The sequence below is a fragment of the Vreelandella titanicae BH1 genome, assembly GCF_000336575.1.
Taxonomy (GTDB): Bacteria; Pseudomonadota; Gammaproteobacteria; order Pseudomonadales; family Halomonadaceae; genus Vreelandella; species Vreelandella titanicae.
Genome location: NZ_AOPO01000003.1, coordinates 1 through 13,706, shown reverse-complemented (window position 1 = coordinate 13,706; position 13,706 = coordinate 1). Strand labels below are relative to the sequence as shown.

The following is a 13,706-nucleotide window of genomic DNA, read 5'->3' as shown; positions in this document are numbered from 1 at the left end:
GCAGTCCTTAGCTAAATTACAGCAGTGACGGAATCCAGGTAGAGAGCGCCGGAAACGCCGCCAGCAACACAATCACCACCAGGAACGACACGTAAAACGGCAGCGATGCCACGATTGCCCGTTCATAAGGCACCTCGGCTATTCGCGCGGCGGTCATCAGCGTCATCCCCACTGGCGGTGTCACGTTGGAGATATTGAGCACCACGATCATCAGGATCGCGAAGTGGAGCGGGTCAAAGCCCAGCTGGATCATCGCTGGCACCAACACCGGGGCAATCACCACCAGTGCGGGCAGCACATCCATCACCGTGCCAATCACCAAGAGTAGCAGACACACCAGCATCAGTTGCACAAAGGCCGCATCGCTGAAAGTGGTGATCATGCTGGCCGCATCCCTGGCGATGCCCGAGCGGGTGACGAACCAGCCCAATACCGCCGAGGTTGCTAACAGGAAAAAAACCACGCCGGAGAAGCGCACCGTGGTCACCAGCGCATCCCAAATTTTGCGCCAGGTAAGATTACGGTAGAAGACCACCCCAATCACGATGGCGTAAACCGCCGCAAAACCCGAGGCTTCGGTAATCGTGGTGAGCCCCGAGAGAATCCCGCCAAGAATAATCAGCGGCACCACCATCGCAGGCAGCGCGACTAACAGTGCGATGATGGCCGCCTTAAAGGGTGTGGGTGCCTGTTTCGGGTAGTTGCGCTTCCAGGCCAGGAAGAAGCTGACGCCCAGTAGCGCCAGCGCCATCAACAGGCCGGGAATAATGCCACCGGCAAACAGGTCAATCACCGAAATATCCCGCAGCAGTGTTGCGTATACCACCATCACCACGCTTGGGGGAATAATCGGCCCGATGATGGAAGAACAGGCGGTAACCGCAGCGGCGTATTCGGCATCGTAGCCCTGCTTTTTCATCTCAGGAATCATGATTTTGCCGATGGCGACGGTATCGGTGACCGCCGCGCCGGTGAGCCCGGCAAAAAACACCGAGACCGAGATATTCACGTGGGAAAGCGACCCGCGCACCCTTCCAAATAGCGCATTGTTAAACGCAATCAACTTGTGGGTCAGCCCGCCCTGGTTCATCAGTTCCGCAGTGAAAATAAAGTAAGGCACGGCAATCAGTAGAAAGCCCGAGACGCCAGAGAACATGCGGTCGGCAATAATACCGAGCATGCGCTCGCCACCCATCGCAAAGCCGCCCGCCAGCCCCGACATGGCCATCACCACGGCCACCGGCGCGCCGATAAACAGCAGCACGATAAACGCAATAATCGCAGGGGTCATGAGCGGTGCTCCCGATCAGGGGTGTCGATGAGATCGCCAATCATGTCCTGCTCATCGATGAAGTGTTCTAACAGGGCAAAGCCGTGCACCAAGTGCAACAGGATGATGACGCCGCTGAGAGGCACCACAATGGCGGTGACTTTACTAGGAATGCGGATCTGATCGGAGACCATGTAGACCTGGGTGGCGCTGATGAAATAGTCCCAGCCGTACCAGGTCAGCATCAGTGCAAATAGGCCAATCACCGCCAAACAGAGCCCGGCCGCTACCTGCACCATCACGCGGGGCAAGCTGCGAACCAGCAGGGTCATGGCGACGTGTTCGCCGTAGCGCAACGAAATCGTCATGGAAAGAAAGCCGATCCAGGGCAGAAACAGCCGCGCCAGCGAGTAGGTCCAGCTCAGCGCACTACCGGTCATCAGCTTGTAGATAAACGCCGTGAACGAGATGCCCAGCATCGCCAGGATACAGCCCACACACACCACGATAGCCACCTGATTGACGAGGTCGCTCACGCGGCGCAAAGGAGTTAGAACGCCCATGGTTTTTCCTCACGCCGGGGCCTCACATCGCCCCAGCGTTTATCGTTCGCTAACCGTTATTGGCCCTGCACTTATTGGCCATAAATGCGGTAGTCGTCTTCTGCCAATTGCTGGCCGACACGCTCGACTTCATCCAGCAGCCCCTGCACGCGAGCTTCGTCCATGCCGAAGTCATCGACGATCCACTCCTGCCAGGCGGGGCGCGCAATCTCTGCCATCCGCTCACGCTCGGCATCGGGCATCAGGTAGCACTCTTCAAAGCGCTCGCAGGATTCGACCCAGCTTGCGGTGGCCAGGGCACCGGACATGCCGTGGCTCAGCTGAATCGCTTCCCGGGCGGAGCTGATCACCGCTTGCTGATGCTCTTCGGGCAGCGATTGGTACCAGGACTCACTAACCACCCAGGGGGCGCTGTTATACACATGCCCGGTGAGCGTGGTGTAGTCAGTCACCGCATCGAAGTTGAAGGTGGTGTTGAGCACCGGCGCATTGAACTGGCCATCGGCAAGACCTGTTTCCAGCGCGGTGATTAGCTCGCCCCAGGGCAACGGGGTGGCCGAAGCGCCTAGCGAGCGCATGATCGCCACGTGGGCGGGGTTCTCTTCAGTACGAATATTGAGGCCTTCTAAATCTTCGACGGTCTCAATCAAGCGCACGTTGTTAGTGAAGGCGACGAAGCCACCGCCATCGTCGAAGGTGCCCAAATAACGCATATCAGCGGCTTCGACGGTGCCGGACATAAAGTCGGCGAACCATTCACTATCAAAGAAACTCCACGCCTGACGCCAGTTGGTAAACAGGAAAGGCGCCGTGACTACTTGGTAGTCTTCGTAGAAGGATGACATCGCCCCGGCAGACATAATCGTCGACTGTAGCGTTCGTCCCCCCTGCACTTCCGAGCCGTTTTCCACCTCGGAGCCTAGCTGGCCGCCGCCGAAGATCGTGACCTCAAGATCCCCGTCGGTTCGCGCCTCCACCAGGTTCTTGAAATGCACCAGCGCCGGATAGATTTCGTTATTGCTCATATCCTCTGGCAACTGCGTGGCGATCACCATTTCATAGGATTGCGCTTGGGCATTGGCGCTGGCAATAGCCAACGGGAGCGCCGCCAGGGCGGCGAAAAATACTGATTTTTTTGCGTTCATAACACACCTCATTTTGTTTATTAGTCGGTCTTCGTTATGACTGGCGTTGCCACCTGATCGGTGACGATGTGGTGATTACTATTTTTGTTGTAAAAACCATATCTGTTGAAAAAACTATGTCTCCTGAAAAAGCTATGGTTATTCGAGAAGCGACTCCCACACTTCAATGGCAGCGGCCAGGTCTTCCAGCGAAGCCCCTACCGATTTGAATAGCGTGATGGCATCCGGTGCGGAGCGCCCCGATCTAGCCCCTGCTAGCACCTCAGCAAGCTCCGCCTGAATCTGGTCGAACTGGAATTCGCCCTCTTCAATGGCTTGCAGGATGTCGCCCGCCTCGCCTTTGGCACCGGCGTAGGTATCCACAAATACCTCTGAGCGACGCAGACACAGTGCATCGGTTTCGCGCATCTGTGGTCGAAACGCGCCGATCAGATCCAGGTGAGTGCCGGGCGTTAGCCACTCACCTTTAATCAGCGGCTGATTGGAGAGCGTTACGCAGCTAATGATGTCCGCCTCAGCGACAGCATCCGCTAATTCCTCCACCACATGGGTTTCGAAGCGTTCGGCGTACTCGTCGGCAATCGCCGCCGCTTTACTGGGATTGCGGCCCCAGATCAGCACACGTTTGATGGGGCGTACGCTGGCGTGGGCCTCGATCACCATAGGCGCCAACTTCCCCGTACCCACCACCAGCAGCGTTTCTGCGTTTTCATTGGCCAAGGCTTGAGCGGCCAGCGCGGAGGCCGCCGCCGTGCGACGCCGGGTTAGCTCGCTGCCATCGATACAGGCCAGCGGCTGGCCGTGCTTGCCCTCGCTGAGCAAGTAGAGCCCAGAGATCGCCGGGATACCGTGGTCGGCGTTTTGCGGAAACACGTTGACCATTTTCACGCCGATGTAACCCGCCGCTTCCCAGGCGGGCATTAGCAGCATGGTGGCTTCGCCATCTGGCCGGTGCATCGCATGGTGATGGCGGGGAGGAGACTCCACGCCATTCACGAACGTCGTGTGTAGCCGCTTGATCAAGCCATCCCACGTTAGGTGGCGAGTGACCTCTTCGGCAGAAACAACCCGCATATCAGGCCTCCGGCAGCGCGGCTACCACCATGATCTCCACTTTCCACTCGGGCTTGGCGAGCTGGGCTTCAAGCGCTGCACGCACAGGTGGGCGACCGGGCACGACCCAGGCGTCCCAGGCAGCGTTCATCTGGTCAAACTCCGCCATGCTGGTAACCCAGATTTGCGCTGAGATCAGATGCTCTTTCGAGGTGCCCGCTTGGGCTAGCAGTTGATCGATACGCGCCAGCACCTGTTCGGTTTGGCCGCGCATATCCGCCGTGGCATCAGGAGGAACCTGGCCTGCGAGGTAAACGGTGCCGTTGTGAATCGCCACTTGGCTCATACGTGCATTGCTGTCTTGATAGGTAACGCCCATGGTGTTGCTCCTTGAAAGCGGTGCTGCTGATATAAAGGGTCTTGATATAAGGGATTAGTCAAAGACTAAAGCGCTAGCAGGCAAATTACTTGCCCGAAGCTGAGATAGATTTGCCCGCAAGTCATGCAGGCAAGAAAATTTTATCACTAACGGTTCGGCGAGGGGCTAGCGGTCAGATGAGGGCCTAACGATCTGAAGAAGGGGAAAGCTCGAAATAACGCCGATAGGCGCGGGAAAAACTGCCTTGATCGCGAAAGCCAACCAGCATGGCGATATGCCCCAGGCTGAGTGTGCTATGGCGAACCAAGGTGCGGGCATGCTCTAAGCGTCTGCGCTGTACATAGGCCAGCGGCGTTACGCCAGTCAGCTCGCGAAAGCAGGAGTGAAAGTGGCCTGGGCTCAAGGCACACAAAGCAGCTAACTGCTCCACGCGGATCTCATCGGCCAGGTGCTGATCCAACCAGGCATCCAAACGCGCAAGATCCAGGCGTTCGCTGATGCAGTGTTGACCCAACTGCCCAACCGCTGTGGAAGAGGTGTCATGCAGATACATGGTCAGCGCGCGTAACAGCAGAATCGCAATTTCGTTCTGTAGCGCGGGGCACTGTTCAAGCTGATTCGCCAGGGCGTGGGTAAGCTGGTTTAACGCGGGGGGGACGCTGAAAAAACGCGGTTTATCGAACAGGCGCTCAATCTCGCTGCCTTTCTCAAGCGAAGCTAACTGGGCAACGGGTATATCCAACACTAAGGTACGGTTGCTGCCATCGCCCTGGTACTCGTGGTGGCGCGACGAGGGAATCAGACACCCACGGCGGGCGGTAACCCGCTCCCCCAGACCTTCCATCGAAAGCTCTGTAACACCACAGGTAGCTAGAATAAGTTGATGAAAGTCGTGGGTATGGGCCACCTGCTCTTGGGCTAAATTGCGGCTATGCAGCTCAAAATGGGCCATGGTGGGGTACCGTCTGTACATCGAATGCTATTCCAGCACTATAAAACGGCTAAGTAACAAAAAGCGAGAGTGAAGCCAACTGTGGGCTAACGCTCTTCCCGGTAAGTGCACGGTATTTATCTAAGCGCGCTGGCTGTCATCCGCCAGTCATGGACTCAAGATAGCTTATTCGTAAGCTGCCACAAGAGTCAAAACAACATGCCACAGCGCCGACGCCCCTCTCTCAACTCTCCTCTCAGTGACCAGGAAGTCGCGGCCCTCACTCAATTAGCCAACGGCAATGCCCTACACCTACAGCGTAAAGCTGAACGCGAAGCACGACTAGCGTCAACTTTAACGCTGCACTCAGCGGCGTCAACGACCGAGACACCGTTGAGCGGTATGAAGATATTGATGATTTCGGATGTCTACTTCCCCCGCGTTAATGGTGTTTCCACCTCCATCGCCAGTTTTCGCAGCGCCCTTGAGCGTTTGGGCCACACGGTCATGCTGATCTGCCCCGATTATCCTGTGGGCCAAGTGGACGAACCGGGCGTATTGCGCATCCGCTCGCGCCAGGTACCCGGCGACCCGGAGGATCGCATGATGCGCTACCGGGACTTGATCGCCCTGGCACCGCAGCTTGCCGCTGAAGCCTTTGACCTTATTCATGTCCACACCCCCTTTACCGCCCACTATGCCGGTGTAGCGCTGGGGCGTCGGCTTGGGCTTCCAGTGGTAGCGACCTACCACACCCTGTTTGAGGAGTATGTTCACCACTATATCCGTTGGCTTCCACGACGCTGGCTACGACTTGCCGCGCGTCGGCTTTCAGTGCGCCAGTGCCAGCAGCTCGACGCCTTGGTCGCTCCTTCACGGGCAATGCAGGAAGCCCTTACCCGCTACGGAGTGACCACGCCCTCCACGGTCATTCCCACCGGTTTGTCGCTGGAGTCGTTCTGCCACCCTCAAGGAACCCAGGATGATAGCGACTTTCGTGCTCATTACGACCTGCCTACAGATGCGCGCCTGCTGCTCTATGTAGGCCGCGCCGCCTTTGAGAAGAACATCGATTTTCTGATCGATATGCTGCCCAAGGTATTAGCCGAACACCCCAACACCCGGCTGATCATTACCGGCGAAGGTCCAGCCCATGACTGGCTTGTCCGGCGCGCCCAGGAAGTTGGCGTGGCAGAATCGGTGCTGTTCCTCGGCTATCTCAACCGCAGTGGCCCACTGCAAGCCGCCTACCGCGCCGCCGACGTTTTTGTGTTTGCGTCACGCACGGAAACCCAGGGGCTGGTACTGCTGGAAGCAATGGCGCTAGGCACGCCAGTGGTTTCCACCGCCATGATGGGCACGCTTGATGTACTAAAAGAAGGAGAAGGCTGCCTAATCGCCGAGGATAACCATGATGACTTTACCACCAAGGTTAACTGCCTGCTAAGCGATGAAGATCTGCGCCAACAGCTCGCCGAAAGTGCTCAAGTTTATGCCGCTAGCTGGCATGAAGATGCCAAGAGCGCGGAACTCATGAGTCTTTATCGAAGGCTTGCGGCTGAGCGTTTGGCTAATACGAGAAAGTAAGCGCTGGGTGCTTATCTCGGTTGGATGGCAATCTTCATCATATAGAAGACCCTAGCTATTTAATCTCACGAAGCCTGCCGGGTTAAGTCATGAAAATGCAAACCTGTGGCTTTGATGACCGCGGTCATTGTTCTCAAGGTAGGGTTACCCTTAGGCGATAACGCACGATACAAGCTTTCTCTTGATAGCTTGGCACGCTCAGCCACGACTGCCATTCCGCCCTGGGCCTCCACCACATGGCGAAGCGCCATAAGAAAAGCTGTTTCCCCGCCTTCCTCATCCAACTCATCAAAAGCGGTGCGTAGATAATCGACAGCCATATCAGGATCTTCACGAAGCATGGTAATCACAGCATCATCATGGCTTTTCATTTCTTCAACCTCTTACGGTAGTCCACTAAAAATGCCTTCGCCTGTTCAATATCAGCCTGCTGGCGTTTTTTAGTACCTCCGGTTAATAGAAGAACTAACCGTCTTCCCACTTTAGCGTAATAGACGCGATAGCCTGGGCCATAGTCGATACGAAGCTCCATCACACCGTCGCCGACGCTTTTAGTATCGCCCGCATTACCGGCTACAAGCCGGTTAAGGCGCATTAATACGCGCATAGCAGCTTGCCGGTCTTTCGCCTTGGTAGCATCTAACCAAGCTTGGAAGGGATCATGACCATCCGCGGTCAAGTAATGCGAGAGTGGCGCCATACAAACAATGTAGCCTAAAAGCTACAACTTTGCAGACGCCAACTACTATATTTGTGCTGGTGCGACCAAAACGCGACCAAAGAATATAAATGGAGGAATGACAGGCACAAAAAAAGGCACATAAGTGCCTGATTTTAAAGATGGTGCCGGTAGCCAGACTCGAACTGGCACACCCGTAAAGGCGGCGGATTTTGAATCCGCTGCGTCTACCAATTCCGCCATACCGGCAATGGATGCGCATTATACGTAATTAACGAGGTAGGTCAATCACATTGACTGACTTTATGCAGCCAAAGCGCTATCCTATGCCGCCTGTTTGATCAATGTTAAGAGTTATACGCCATGCAGCGCGCGGATTTTCATTACGAACTACCCGACGAATTAATTGCTCGCTACCCTTCTGAACAGCGTAGCGACTGCCGTTTGCTGTGCGTGGATGGCCAGAGCGGCGCGCTGGAACACCGCCGCTTTCCCGATTTGCTTGAGCTTCTGGAGCCCGGCGACCTGTTGGTGTTTAACGACACCCGGGTGATTCCGGCGCGCCTGCACGGCCATAAGGCCAGCGGCGGCAAAGTGGAGATGTTACTGGAGCGCCCGCTGGATGCTCACCGTGGCTTGGCGCATATTCGTTCGAGTAAGTCGCCGAAGCCCGGCACCGAGCTGATTTTCGAGGGCGATATTCACGCCATCGTAGAAGGCCGCCGTGATGCCCTGTTCGAGCTGCGCTTTTTAGGCGATACGCCGATGATCGCGCTGCTTGAAAAGCACGGCCATATGCCACTACCACCGTATATTACCCGGGAAGACGAACTCAGCGACCGTGAGCGTTACCAAACCGTCTATGCCCGGCGTGATGGTGCAGTAGCGGCGCCGACCGCCGGGCTGCATTTTGATCAGCCACTGCTGGACGCCCTTGCAGATAAAGGCATTAACCGTGCCTTTGTGACGCTGCATGTGGGCGCGGGCACTTTTCAGCCGGTGCGCGTCGACAACATCCTTGAACACCATATGCACAGCGAGTGGATTGAGGTCACGGAAGCTACCTGCCAGCAAGTGCGCGAGACCCTGGCAGCAGGCAAGCGGGTGGTGGCAGTGGGCACCACCAGCGTGCGCTGCCTGGAAAGCGCCTGCATGAAAAGTAGCGACGGACAGATCGCGCCTTATAGTGGCGATACCGACATTTTCATCTACCCCGGTTACCAGTGGCGCTGCGTGGATGCTTTAATTACCAATTTCCACCTACCGGAATCGACGCTGCTAATGCTGGTGTCCTCCTTCGTGGGCTATGACACCATCATGCACGCCTATCAACGGGCAGTGGCCGAGCGCTATGCGTTTTTTAGCTATGGCGACGCCATGCTGTTGACCCGCTAGGTATTGCTGCTGATTGTTGACCCGCTTGCCCTGTACCCGTCGCGCCAAACGAACGAGATTAACGAGTTACTTTATATGCGAAACGAATGCTTTATGCGCTTTGAGCGCCTGGCCGACGATGGCCGTGCGCGCCGTGGCCGCCTCCACTTCCCCCGTGGCACAGTGGAGACCCCGGCGTTTATGCCAGTAGGCACCTACGGCACGGTGAAAGGCATGACGCCGGATTCCGTCAAAGAGATCGGCGCCGAAATCATCCTCGGCAACACCTTTCACCTGTGGCTGCGCCCTGGCACCGAGGTGATTGAAGCTCACGGCGACCTGCATGACTTCGCCCAGTGGGACAAACCGATTCTGACCGACTCCGGCGGTTTTCAGGTCTTCTCCCTGGGCGAGACGCGCAAAATCACCGAGCAGGGCGTGCATTTCCGCTCGCCGGTGGATGGCAGCAAAGTCTTTATGGGCCCGGAAGAGTCCATGGCGGTTCAGCGCTCGCTAGGCTCCGATGTAGTGATGATCTTTGACGAGTGCACGCCCTACCCGGCCACCTTTGATGAAGCCGAGAAGTCGATGGAGCTGTCGCTGCGCTGGGCCAAACGCTCCCGCGAAGCTCACGGCGATTCGCCTTCCGCGCTGTTCGGCATTATTCAGGGCGGCATGCACCCTGAGCTGCGCGAACGCTCGCTCAAAGGGCTGCTTGAGATCGGCTTTGATGGTTTGGCGATTGGCGGCCTTTCCGTCGGCGAGCCTAAAGAAGAGATGATCAAAGTGCTTGACTACCTGCCCACCTGGATGCCCGATGAGAAGCCACGCTATTTAATGGGGGTCGGCAAGCCCGAAGACCTGGTGGAAGGCGTGCGCCGGGGTGTGGATATGTTCGATTGCGTGATGCCTACCCGCAATGCCCGTAACGGCCACCTGTTTACCTCGGAAGGCACGGTCAAAATCCGTAACGCCAAGCATCGTTTCGATACTCGCCCGCTTGATGAAGAGTGCGACTGCCATACCTGCCAGCATTTCTCCCGGGGCTATTTACACCATCTGGATCGCTGTAATGAAATGCTCGGCTCGATGCTTAACACCATCCACAACTTACGCTACTACCAGCGTGTAATGGCTGATTTGCGCGCGGCAATTGAAGCGGGTACATTGACGGCCTTTGTGGAAGGCTTTTATGCACGGCGCGGCCTGTCGGTGCCTCCCCTAAGCCAACCCTAGCGAATTAATCGCCACGCGCCCTGGCGCGTGGTTTAAACTGTTTGGCCATGTTTTATAAACTATGTTTTTAAAACCAAGTTTTATAAACCAAGCTTAAGCTTTTCTAACTCAGGAGTTCTCTGCAATGCTGGATTTCTTTATCTCACCAGCCCATGCCCAAGAAGCCGCCGCTGGCGGTGGTATTGCGCAAATCGTGATGCTGGTTGGCTTCGTGCTGATTTTCTACTTCCTGTTGTGGCGCCCGCAAGCCAAGCGCGCTAAGCAGCACAAGCAGCTGGTCACCAATCTGGATAAAGGCGATGAGATCGTCATTGGCGGCGGTTTGGTGGGTCGTATTACTAAAGTGAGCGACGAATTCCTGACCATCGAGATCTCTGAAGGCACCGAAGTTAACGTGCAGAAGAACGCCGTTGCCGCCGTACTGCCTAAAGGCACCATCAAGTCCATCTAAGCCTTGTAATTCCCCCTGCCGACCAGTGCCAGCCACCCCGGCAGGGGTGACATGGTATAAATGATGGTGAACTTTGCTGTGCACGGCGTGTCCGTGCACAGCATTCCGTTTGTAATTGAAGGCAGGGCTTGCATGCTCAACCGTTACCCCCTGTGGAAGTATCTGCTGATACTGGTCGTCCTGGTGGTTGGCCTTATCTACTCGCTTCCCAATCTATTCCCCGAAGATCCCGCCATCCAAATTAGCAGCGCCCAAGGCGACTCGCTGGATGCGCGTCAGATAGAGCGTGTTGAAACCGCGCTCAGCGAAAACGATATTGCGATCAAAGCGCTCGAAGAAGAGAACGGGCAGTGGCTCATTCGCTTGCGCCACGACGATGATCAACTTCCTGCACGCGACATTGCCACTGACCTGTTAGGCGATGAGGCAACGGTAGCCCTGAACCTCGCTGAAGCAACGCCCGAGTGGCTGCAGGCGTTTTCCGCCTCACCCATGACGCTGGGCCTTGATTTACGCGGGGGCGTGCACTTCCTGCTGGAAGTGGATATGGACGCGGCGCTTACCCAGCGTCTTGAGGTTAACGCCAGCGCCATGCGTGAACTGCTGCGTGATGAGCGGATTCGTTACCGCAATACCGATATTGAAGAGCGCTCGCTGTCGATCGATTTTGCCAGCGCCGAAGACCGCGATACCGCGCGCAGCCTGATCAGTCGTGACTTCCCTGACTTTGAATACAGCAGCGAGGGCGATGGTCGCGCCTCAACGCTGGTGATGACGCTGAGCGATCAATCCGTCAGCGAAATCCAGGACTACGCGATCAACCAGAACTTGACCACCCTGCGCAACCGGGTCAATGAGCTGGGTGTGGCGGAGCCGATGGTGCAGCGCCAAGGCCCCAACCAAATTGTTGTAGAGCTGCCGGGCATCCAGGATACCGTGGCAGCCAAGCGGATTGTGGGCGCTACCGCCAACTTGGAATTCCGCCTGGAAGCGCGCAACGACACGCCGGATAACGAAACGGAAACGCTCGGCTTTCGTAATGACACATCGCGCACTGCTGAGCTAATGCGCGATGTGATTATTACCGGCGACAGTGTTTCCAGCGCCAGCAACAGCTTCGATGAAAACGGCCGCCCGCAGGTCAATATTGATCTGGATGGCACCGGCGGTACGCTGATGAATCGCGCTACGCGGACCAATATTGGTCGCAATATGGCGGTGCTGTTTATCGAGCACAAAAGCGAGGACACGGTAGTCACCGACCCGGAAACGGGCGAAGAGACTATTGAGCGCGAGCCCTACGTTGAGCGCGGCTTGATCAGCTTGGCGACGATTCAAAGCGCGCTGGGCAACAGCTTCCGGATTACCGGTCTGGACTCGCCTACGGAAGCCGCTGAGCTTGCGCTGCTGCTGCGTTCAGGCTCCCTTGCGGCACCCATCTACTTTGTCCAAGAACGCACCATTGGGCCAAGCCTGGGCGCTGAAAACATTGAGCGTGGTTTGCTATCAGTCCAAATCGGCCTACTGCTGGTCGTGCTGTTTATGCTGGTGCGTTACAAGGTGTTTGGGGTATTTGCCAACATCGCCCTGGCGCTGAACTTAACGCTGCTGGTCGCGGTAATGTCGATGCTGGGCGCTACGCTGACGCTGCCGGGCATTGCCGGTATCGTGCTGACGCTAGGCATGGCGGTGGATGCCAACGTGCTAATTTTCGAGCGAATACGCGAAGAGCTGCGCAATGGCATGTCGGTTCAGCAGGCGATTCAGGCTGGCTATGAGCGCGCTTTCACCTCCATCGTCGATGCCAACATCACTACGCTGCTGGTGGCCGTTATCCTGTTCTCGATTGGCACTGGCCCGGTTAAAGGGTTTGCCGTCACGCTCTCGATCGGCATTTTGACGTCGCTGTTCACGGCGTTAATGGTGACTCGCGCCATGGTCAACCTGACCTATGGCAGCAAACCCGTCAAAAAGCTGTGGATTTAAAGAGCATGAATTTAAACAGCATGGCTCTAAACCACGTGCTTAGCCCAGAACTTAAGAGGTGGTAATGAAACCCCTATCACACCTGCAAATCGACTTTATGGGGCGGCGTAAGTTTGCGTATATCGTCTCAGCTGCAATGTTAATCGCGTCGATTGCTGCCATCATTTTCCAACAGCTTAACTTCGGGCTGGATTTTACTGGCGGCACGCTGATTGAGGTGCGCTACGGCGCAGCGCCCTCACTCGACGCTATTCGCGTTTTGCTCGAAGAGAGCGGCTTCCAAGATGTCTCGGTGCAAACCTTTGGGGCCTCGACAGAAGTACTGATCCGCCTCCAGCAGGCGTTTGATGCCGATGTGGGTGGCGAGGTGGTTAACCTGCTGCGCTCCAGTGGCGATAGCGTCGACCTTGTGCGCTCTGAGTTTGTTGGTTCCCAGGTAGGCGACCAACTGCGCGACCAGAGCGGACTGGGCATGCTGGTCGCACTCGGCGTGGTCATGCTCTATGTCGCCTTCCGCTTTCAGTACAAGTTTGCAATTGGTGCGCTGCTGGCCCTAATGCACGACGTGATCATCGTCGTCGGCGTTTTTGCGCTGTTCCAGCTCGACTTTGACCTTACCGTGCTGGCGGCTATCCTGGCAGTCATCGGCTACTCGCTGAACGACACCATCGTGGTTTATGACCGCGTCCGCGAAGCCATCCGCACCTCGCGTATCGACGATATGCCGCAGATCTTCAACGAAGCTATTAACGCCACGCTCTCGCGCACCCTGGCAACCTCGGGCACCACCTTACTGGTACTGCTCGCGCTGCTACTGTTGGGCGGCGATATGATTGAGAACTTCGCCATTGCGCTGCTGATTGGCATTGTGGTGGGCACGTTCTCCTCTATCTATATTGCTGCAGCGCTGCTGCTGCCGCTGAAGCTATCGCGGGAAGATTTGATCCCCACCAAGAAAGAGTTCGACGAAGAAGAGGAAGAGTTGCCTTAACGGCGCATCTCTATACTCCTCTTATTTAGCCTACAAAAAAGCCCCTGCTGGGAATCCAGCA

At 56.4% G+C, this 13,706-nt stretch carries 14 protein-coding genes and 1 tRNA gene; 6 read left to right on the top strand and 9 right to left on the bottom strand.

Annotated features, from left to right (window positions below):
* Positions 1 to 16: 16 nt before the first annotated feature.
* The 6 genes from HALTITAN_RS07460 to HALTITAN_RS07435 all read right to left on the bottom strand — a co-directional run bounded on the left by HALTITAN_RS07460 (position 17) and on the right by HALTITAN_RS07435 (position 5,362).
* Positions 17 to 1,291: a TRAP transporter large permease gene (locus HALTITAN_RS07460; protein ID WP_009286727.1), complete on the bottom strand. Its 1,275-nt coding sequence runs from the start codon at positions 1,289 to 1,291 to the stop codon at positions 17 to 19.
* Positions 1,288 to 1,833 (bottom strand): TRAP transporter small permease, encoded by a 546-nt coding sequence (locus tag HALTITAN_RS07455; RefSeq protein WP_009286726.1) that lies wholly within the window; start codon positions 1,831 to 1,833, stop codon positions 1,288 to 1,290. The genes HALTITAN_RS07460 and HALTITAN_RS07455 overlap by 4 nt, the downstream gene beginning before the upstream one ends.
* Before the next feature lie 71 nt (positions 1,834 to 1,904).
* Complete coding sequence (gene dctP, locus HALTITAN_RS07450) at positions 1,905 to 2,978, bottom strand: TRAP transporter substrate-binding protein DctP (RefSeq protein ID WP_027957416.1); 1,074 nt, start codon at positions 2,976 to 2,978, stop codon at positions 1,905 to 1,907.
* 138 nt (positions 2,979 to 3,116) lie between these two features.
* Positions 3,117 to 4,052 (bottom strand): bifunctional Delta(1)-pyrroline-2-carboxylate/Delta(1)-piperideine-2-carboxylate reductase, encoded by a 936-nt coding sequence (gene lhpI / locus HALTITAN_RS07445; protein ID WP_009286724.1) that lies wholly within the window; start codon positions 4,050 to 4,052, stop codon positions 3,117 to 3,119.
* Position 4,053: 1 nt separating this feature from the next.
* Complete coding sequence (locus HALTITAN_RS07440) at positions 4,054 to 4,410, bottom strand: RidA family protein (protein WP_008959745.1); 357 nt, start codon at positions 4,408 to 4,410, stop codon at positions 4,054 to 4,056.
* Positions 4,411 to 4,594: 184 nt separating this feature from the next.
* Positions 4,595 to 5,362, bottom strand: a complete 768-nt coding sequence (locus tag HALTITAN_RS07435; RefSeq protein ID WP_039858645.1) for a helix-turn-helix transcriptional regulator — start codon at positions 5,360 to 5,362, stop codon at positions 4,595 to 4,597.
* A 198-nt stretch (positions 5,363 to 5,560) separates the two neighbouring features.
* Here HALTITAN_RS07435 and HALTITAN_RS07430 point away from each other — a divergent pair, with 198 nt between their 5' ends.
* Positions 5,561 to 6,928, top strand: coding sequence for a glycosyltransferase (locus HALTITAN_RS07430; protein WP_083868734.1), 1,368 nt, complete (start codon positions 5,561 to 5,563; stop codon positions 6,926 to 6,928).
* A 65-nt stretch (positions 6,929 to 6,993) separates the two neighbouring features.
* Here the strand turns inward: HALTITAN_RS07430 and HALTITAN_RS07425 are convergent, their stop codons facing one another.
* The 3 genes from HALTITAN_RS07425 to HALTITAN_RS07415 all read right to left on the bottom strand — a co-directional run bounded on the left by HALTITAN_RS07425 (position 6,994) and on the right by HALTITAN_RS07415 (position 7,856).
* The gene (locus HALTITAN_RS07425) at positions 6,994 to 7,299 is read right to left on the bottom strand and encodes an addiction module antidote protein (protein WP_039858642.1); all 306 of its coding nucleotides are present in this window, start codon (positions 7,297 to 7,299) and stop codon (positions 6,994 to 6,996) included.
* The gene (locus HALTITAN_RS07420) at positions 7,296 to 7,628 is read right to left on the bottom strand and encodes a type II toxin-antitoxin system RelE/ParE family toxin (RefSeq protein WP_039858641.1); all 333 of its coding nucleotides are present in this window, start codon (positions 7,626 to 7,628) and stop codon (positions 7,296 to 7,298) included. The genes HALTITAN_RS07425 and HALTITAN_RS07420 overlap by 4 nt, the downstream gene beginning before the upstream one ends.
* Positions 7,629 to 7,769: 141 nt before the next feature.
* A tRNA-Leu gene (locus tag HALTITAN_RS07415) sits at positions 7,770 to 7,856 on the bottom strand.
* 114 nt (positions 7,857 to 7,970) lie between these two features.
* Here HALTITAN_RS07415 and queA point away from each other — a divergent pair.
* From queA to secF, 5 genes are all read left to right on the top strand, one after another.
* Positions 7,971 to 9,002, top strand: coding sequence for a tRNA preQ1(34) S-adenosylmethionine ribosyltransferase-isomerase QueA (gene queA / locus HALTITAN_RS07410; RefSeq protein ID WP_009286722.1), 1,032 nt, complete (start codon positions 7,971 to 7,973; stop codon positions 9,000 to 9,002).
* Between the two features lie 93 nt (positions 9,003 to 9,095).
* Positions 9,096 to 10,217 carry a tRNA guanosine(34) transglycosylase Tgt gene (gene tgt, locus HALTITAN_RS07405; protein WP_081899132.1) on the top strand — a complete coding sequence of 374 codons (1,122 nt, stop codon included), beginning with the start codon at positions 9,096 to 9,098 and terminating at the stop codon, positions 10,215 to 10,217.
* A 124-nt stretch (positions 10,218 to 10,341) separates the two neighbouring features.
* Complete coding sequence (gene yajC / locus HALTITAN_RS07400; protein WP_007111584.1) at positions 10,342 to 10,668, top strand: preprotein translocase subunit YajC; 327 nt, start codon at positions 10,342 to 10,344, stop codon at positions 10,666 to 10,668.
* A gap of 132 nt (positions 10,669 to 10,800) precedes the next feature.
* Positions 10,801 to 12,654, top strand: coding sequence for a protein translocase subunit SecD (secD, locus tag HALTITAN_RS07395; protein WP_039858930.1), 1,854 nt, complete (start codon positions 10,801 to 10,803; stop codon positions 12,652 to 12,654).
* A 64-nt stretch (positions 12,655 to 12,718) separates the two neighbouring features.
* On the top strand, positions 12,719 to 13,645 hold the full coding sequence (gene secF / locus HALTITAN_RS07390) for a protein translocase subunit SecF (RefSeq protein WP_039858636.1): 927 nt from the start codon (positions 12,719 to 12,721) through the stop codon (positions 13,643 to 13,645).
* Positions 13,646 to 13,706 lie beyond the last annotated feature (61 nt).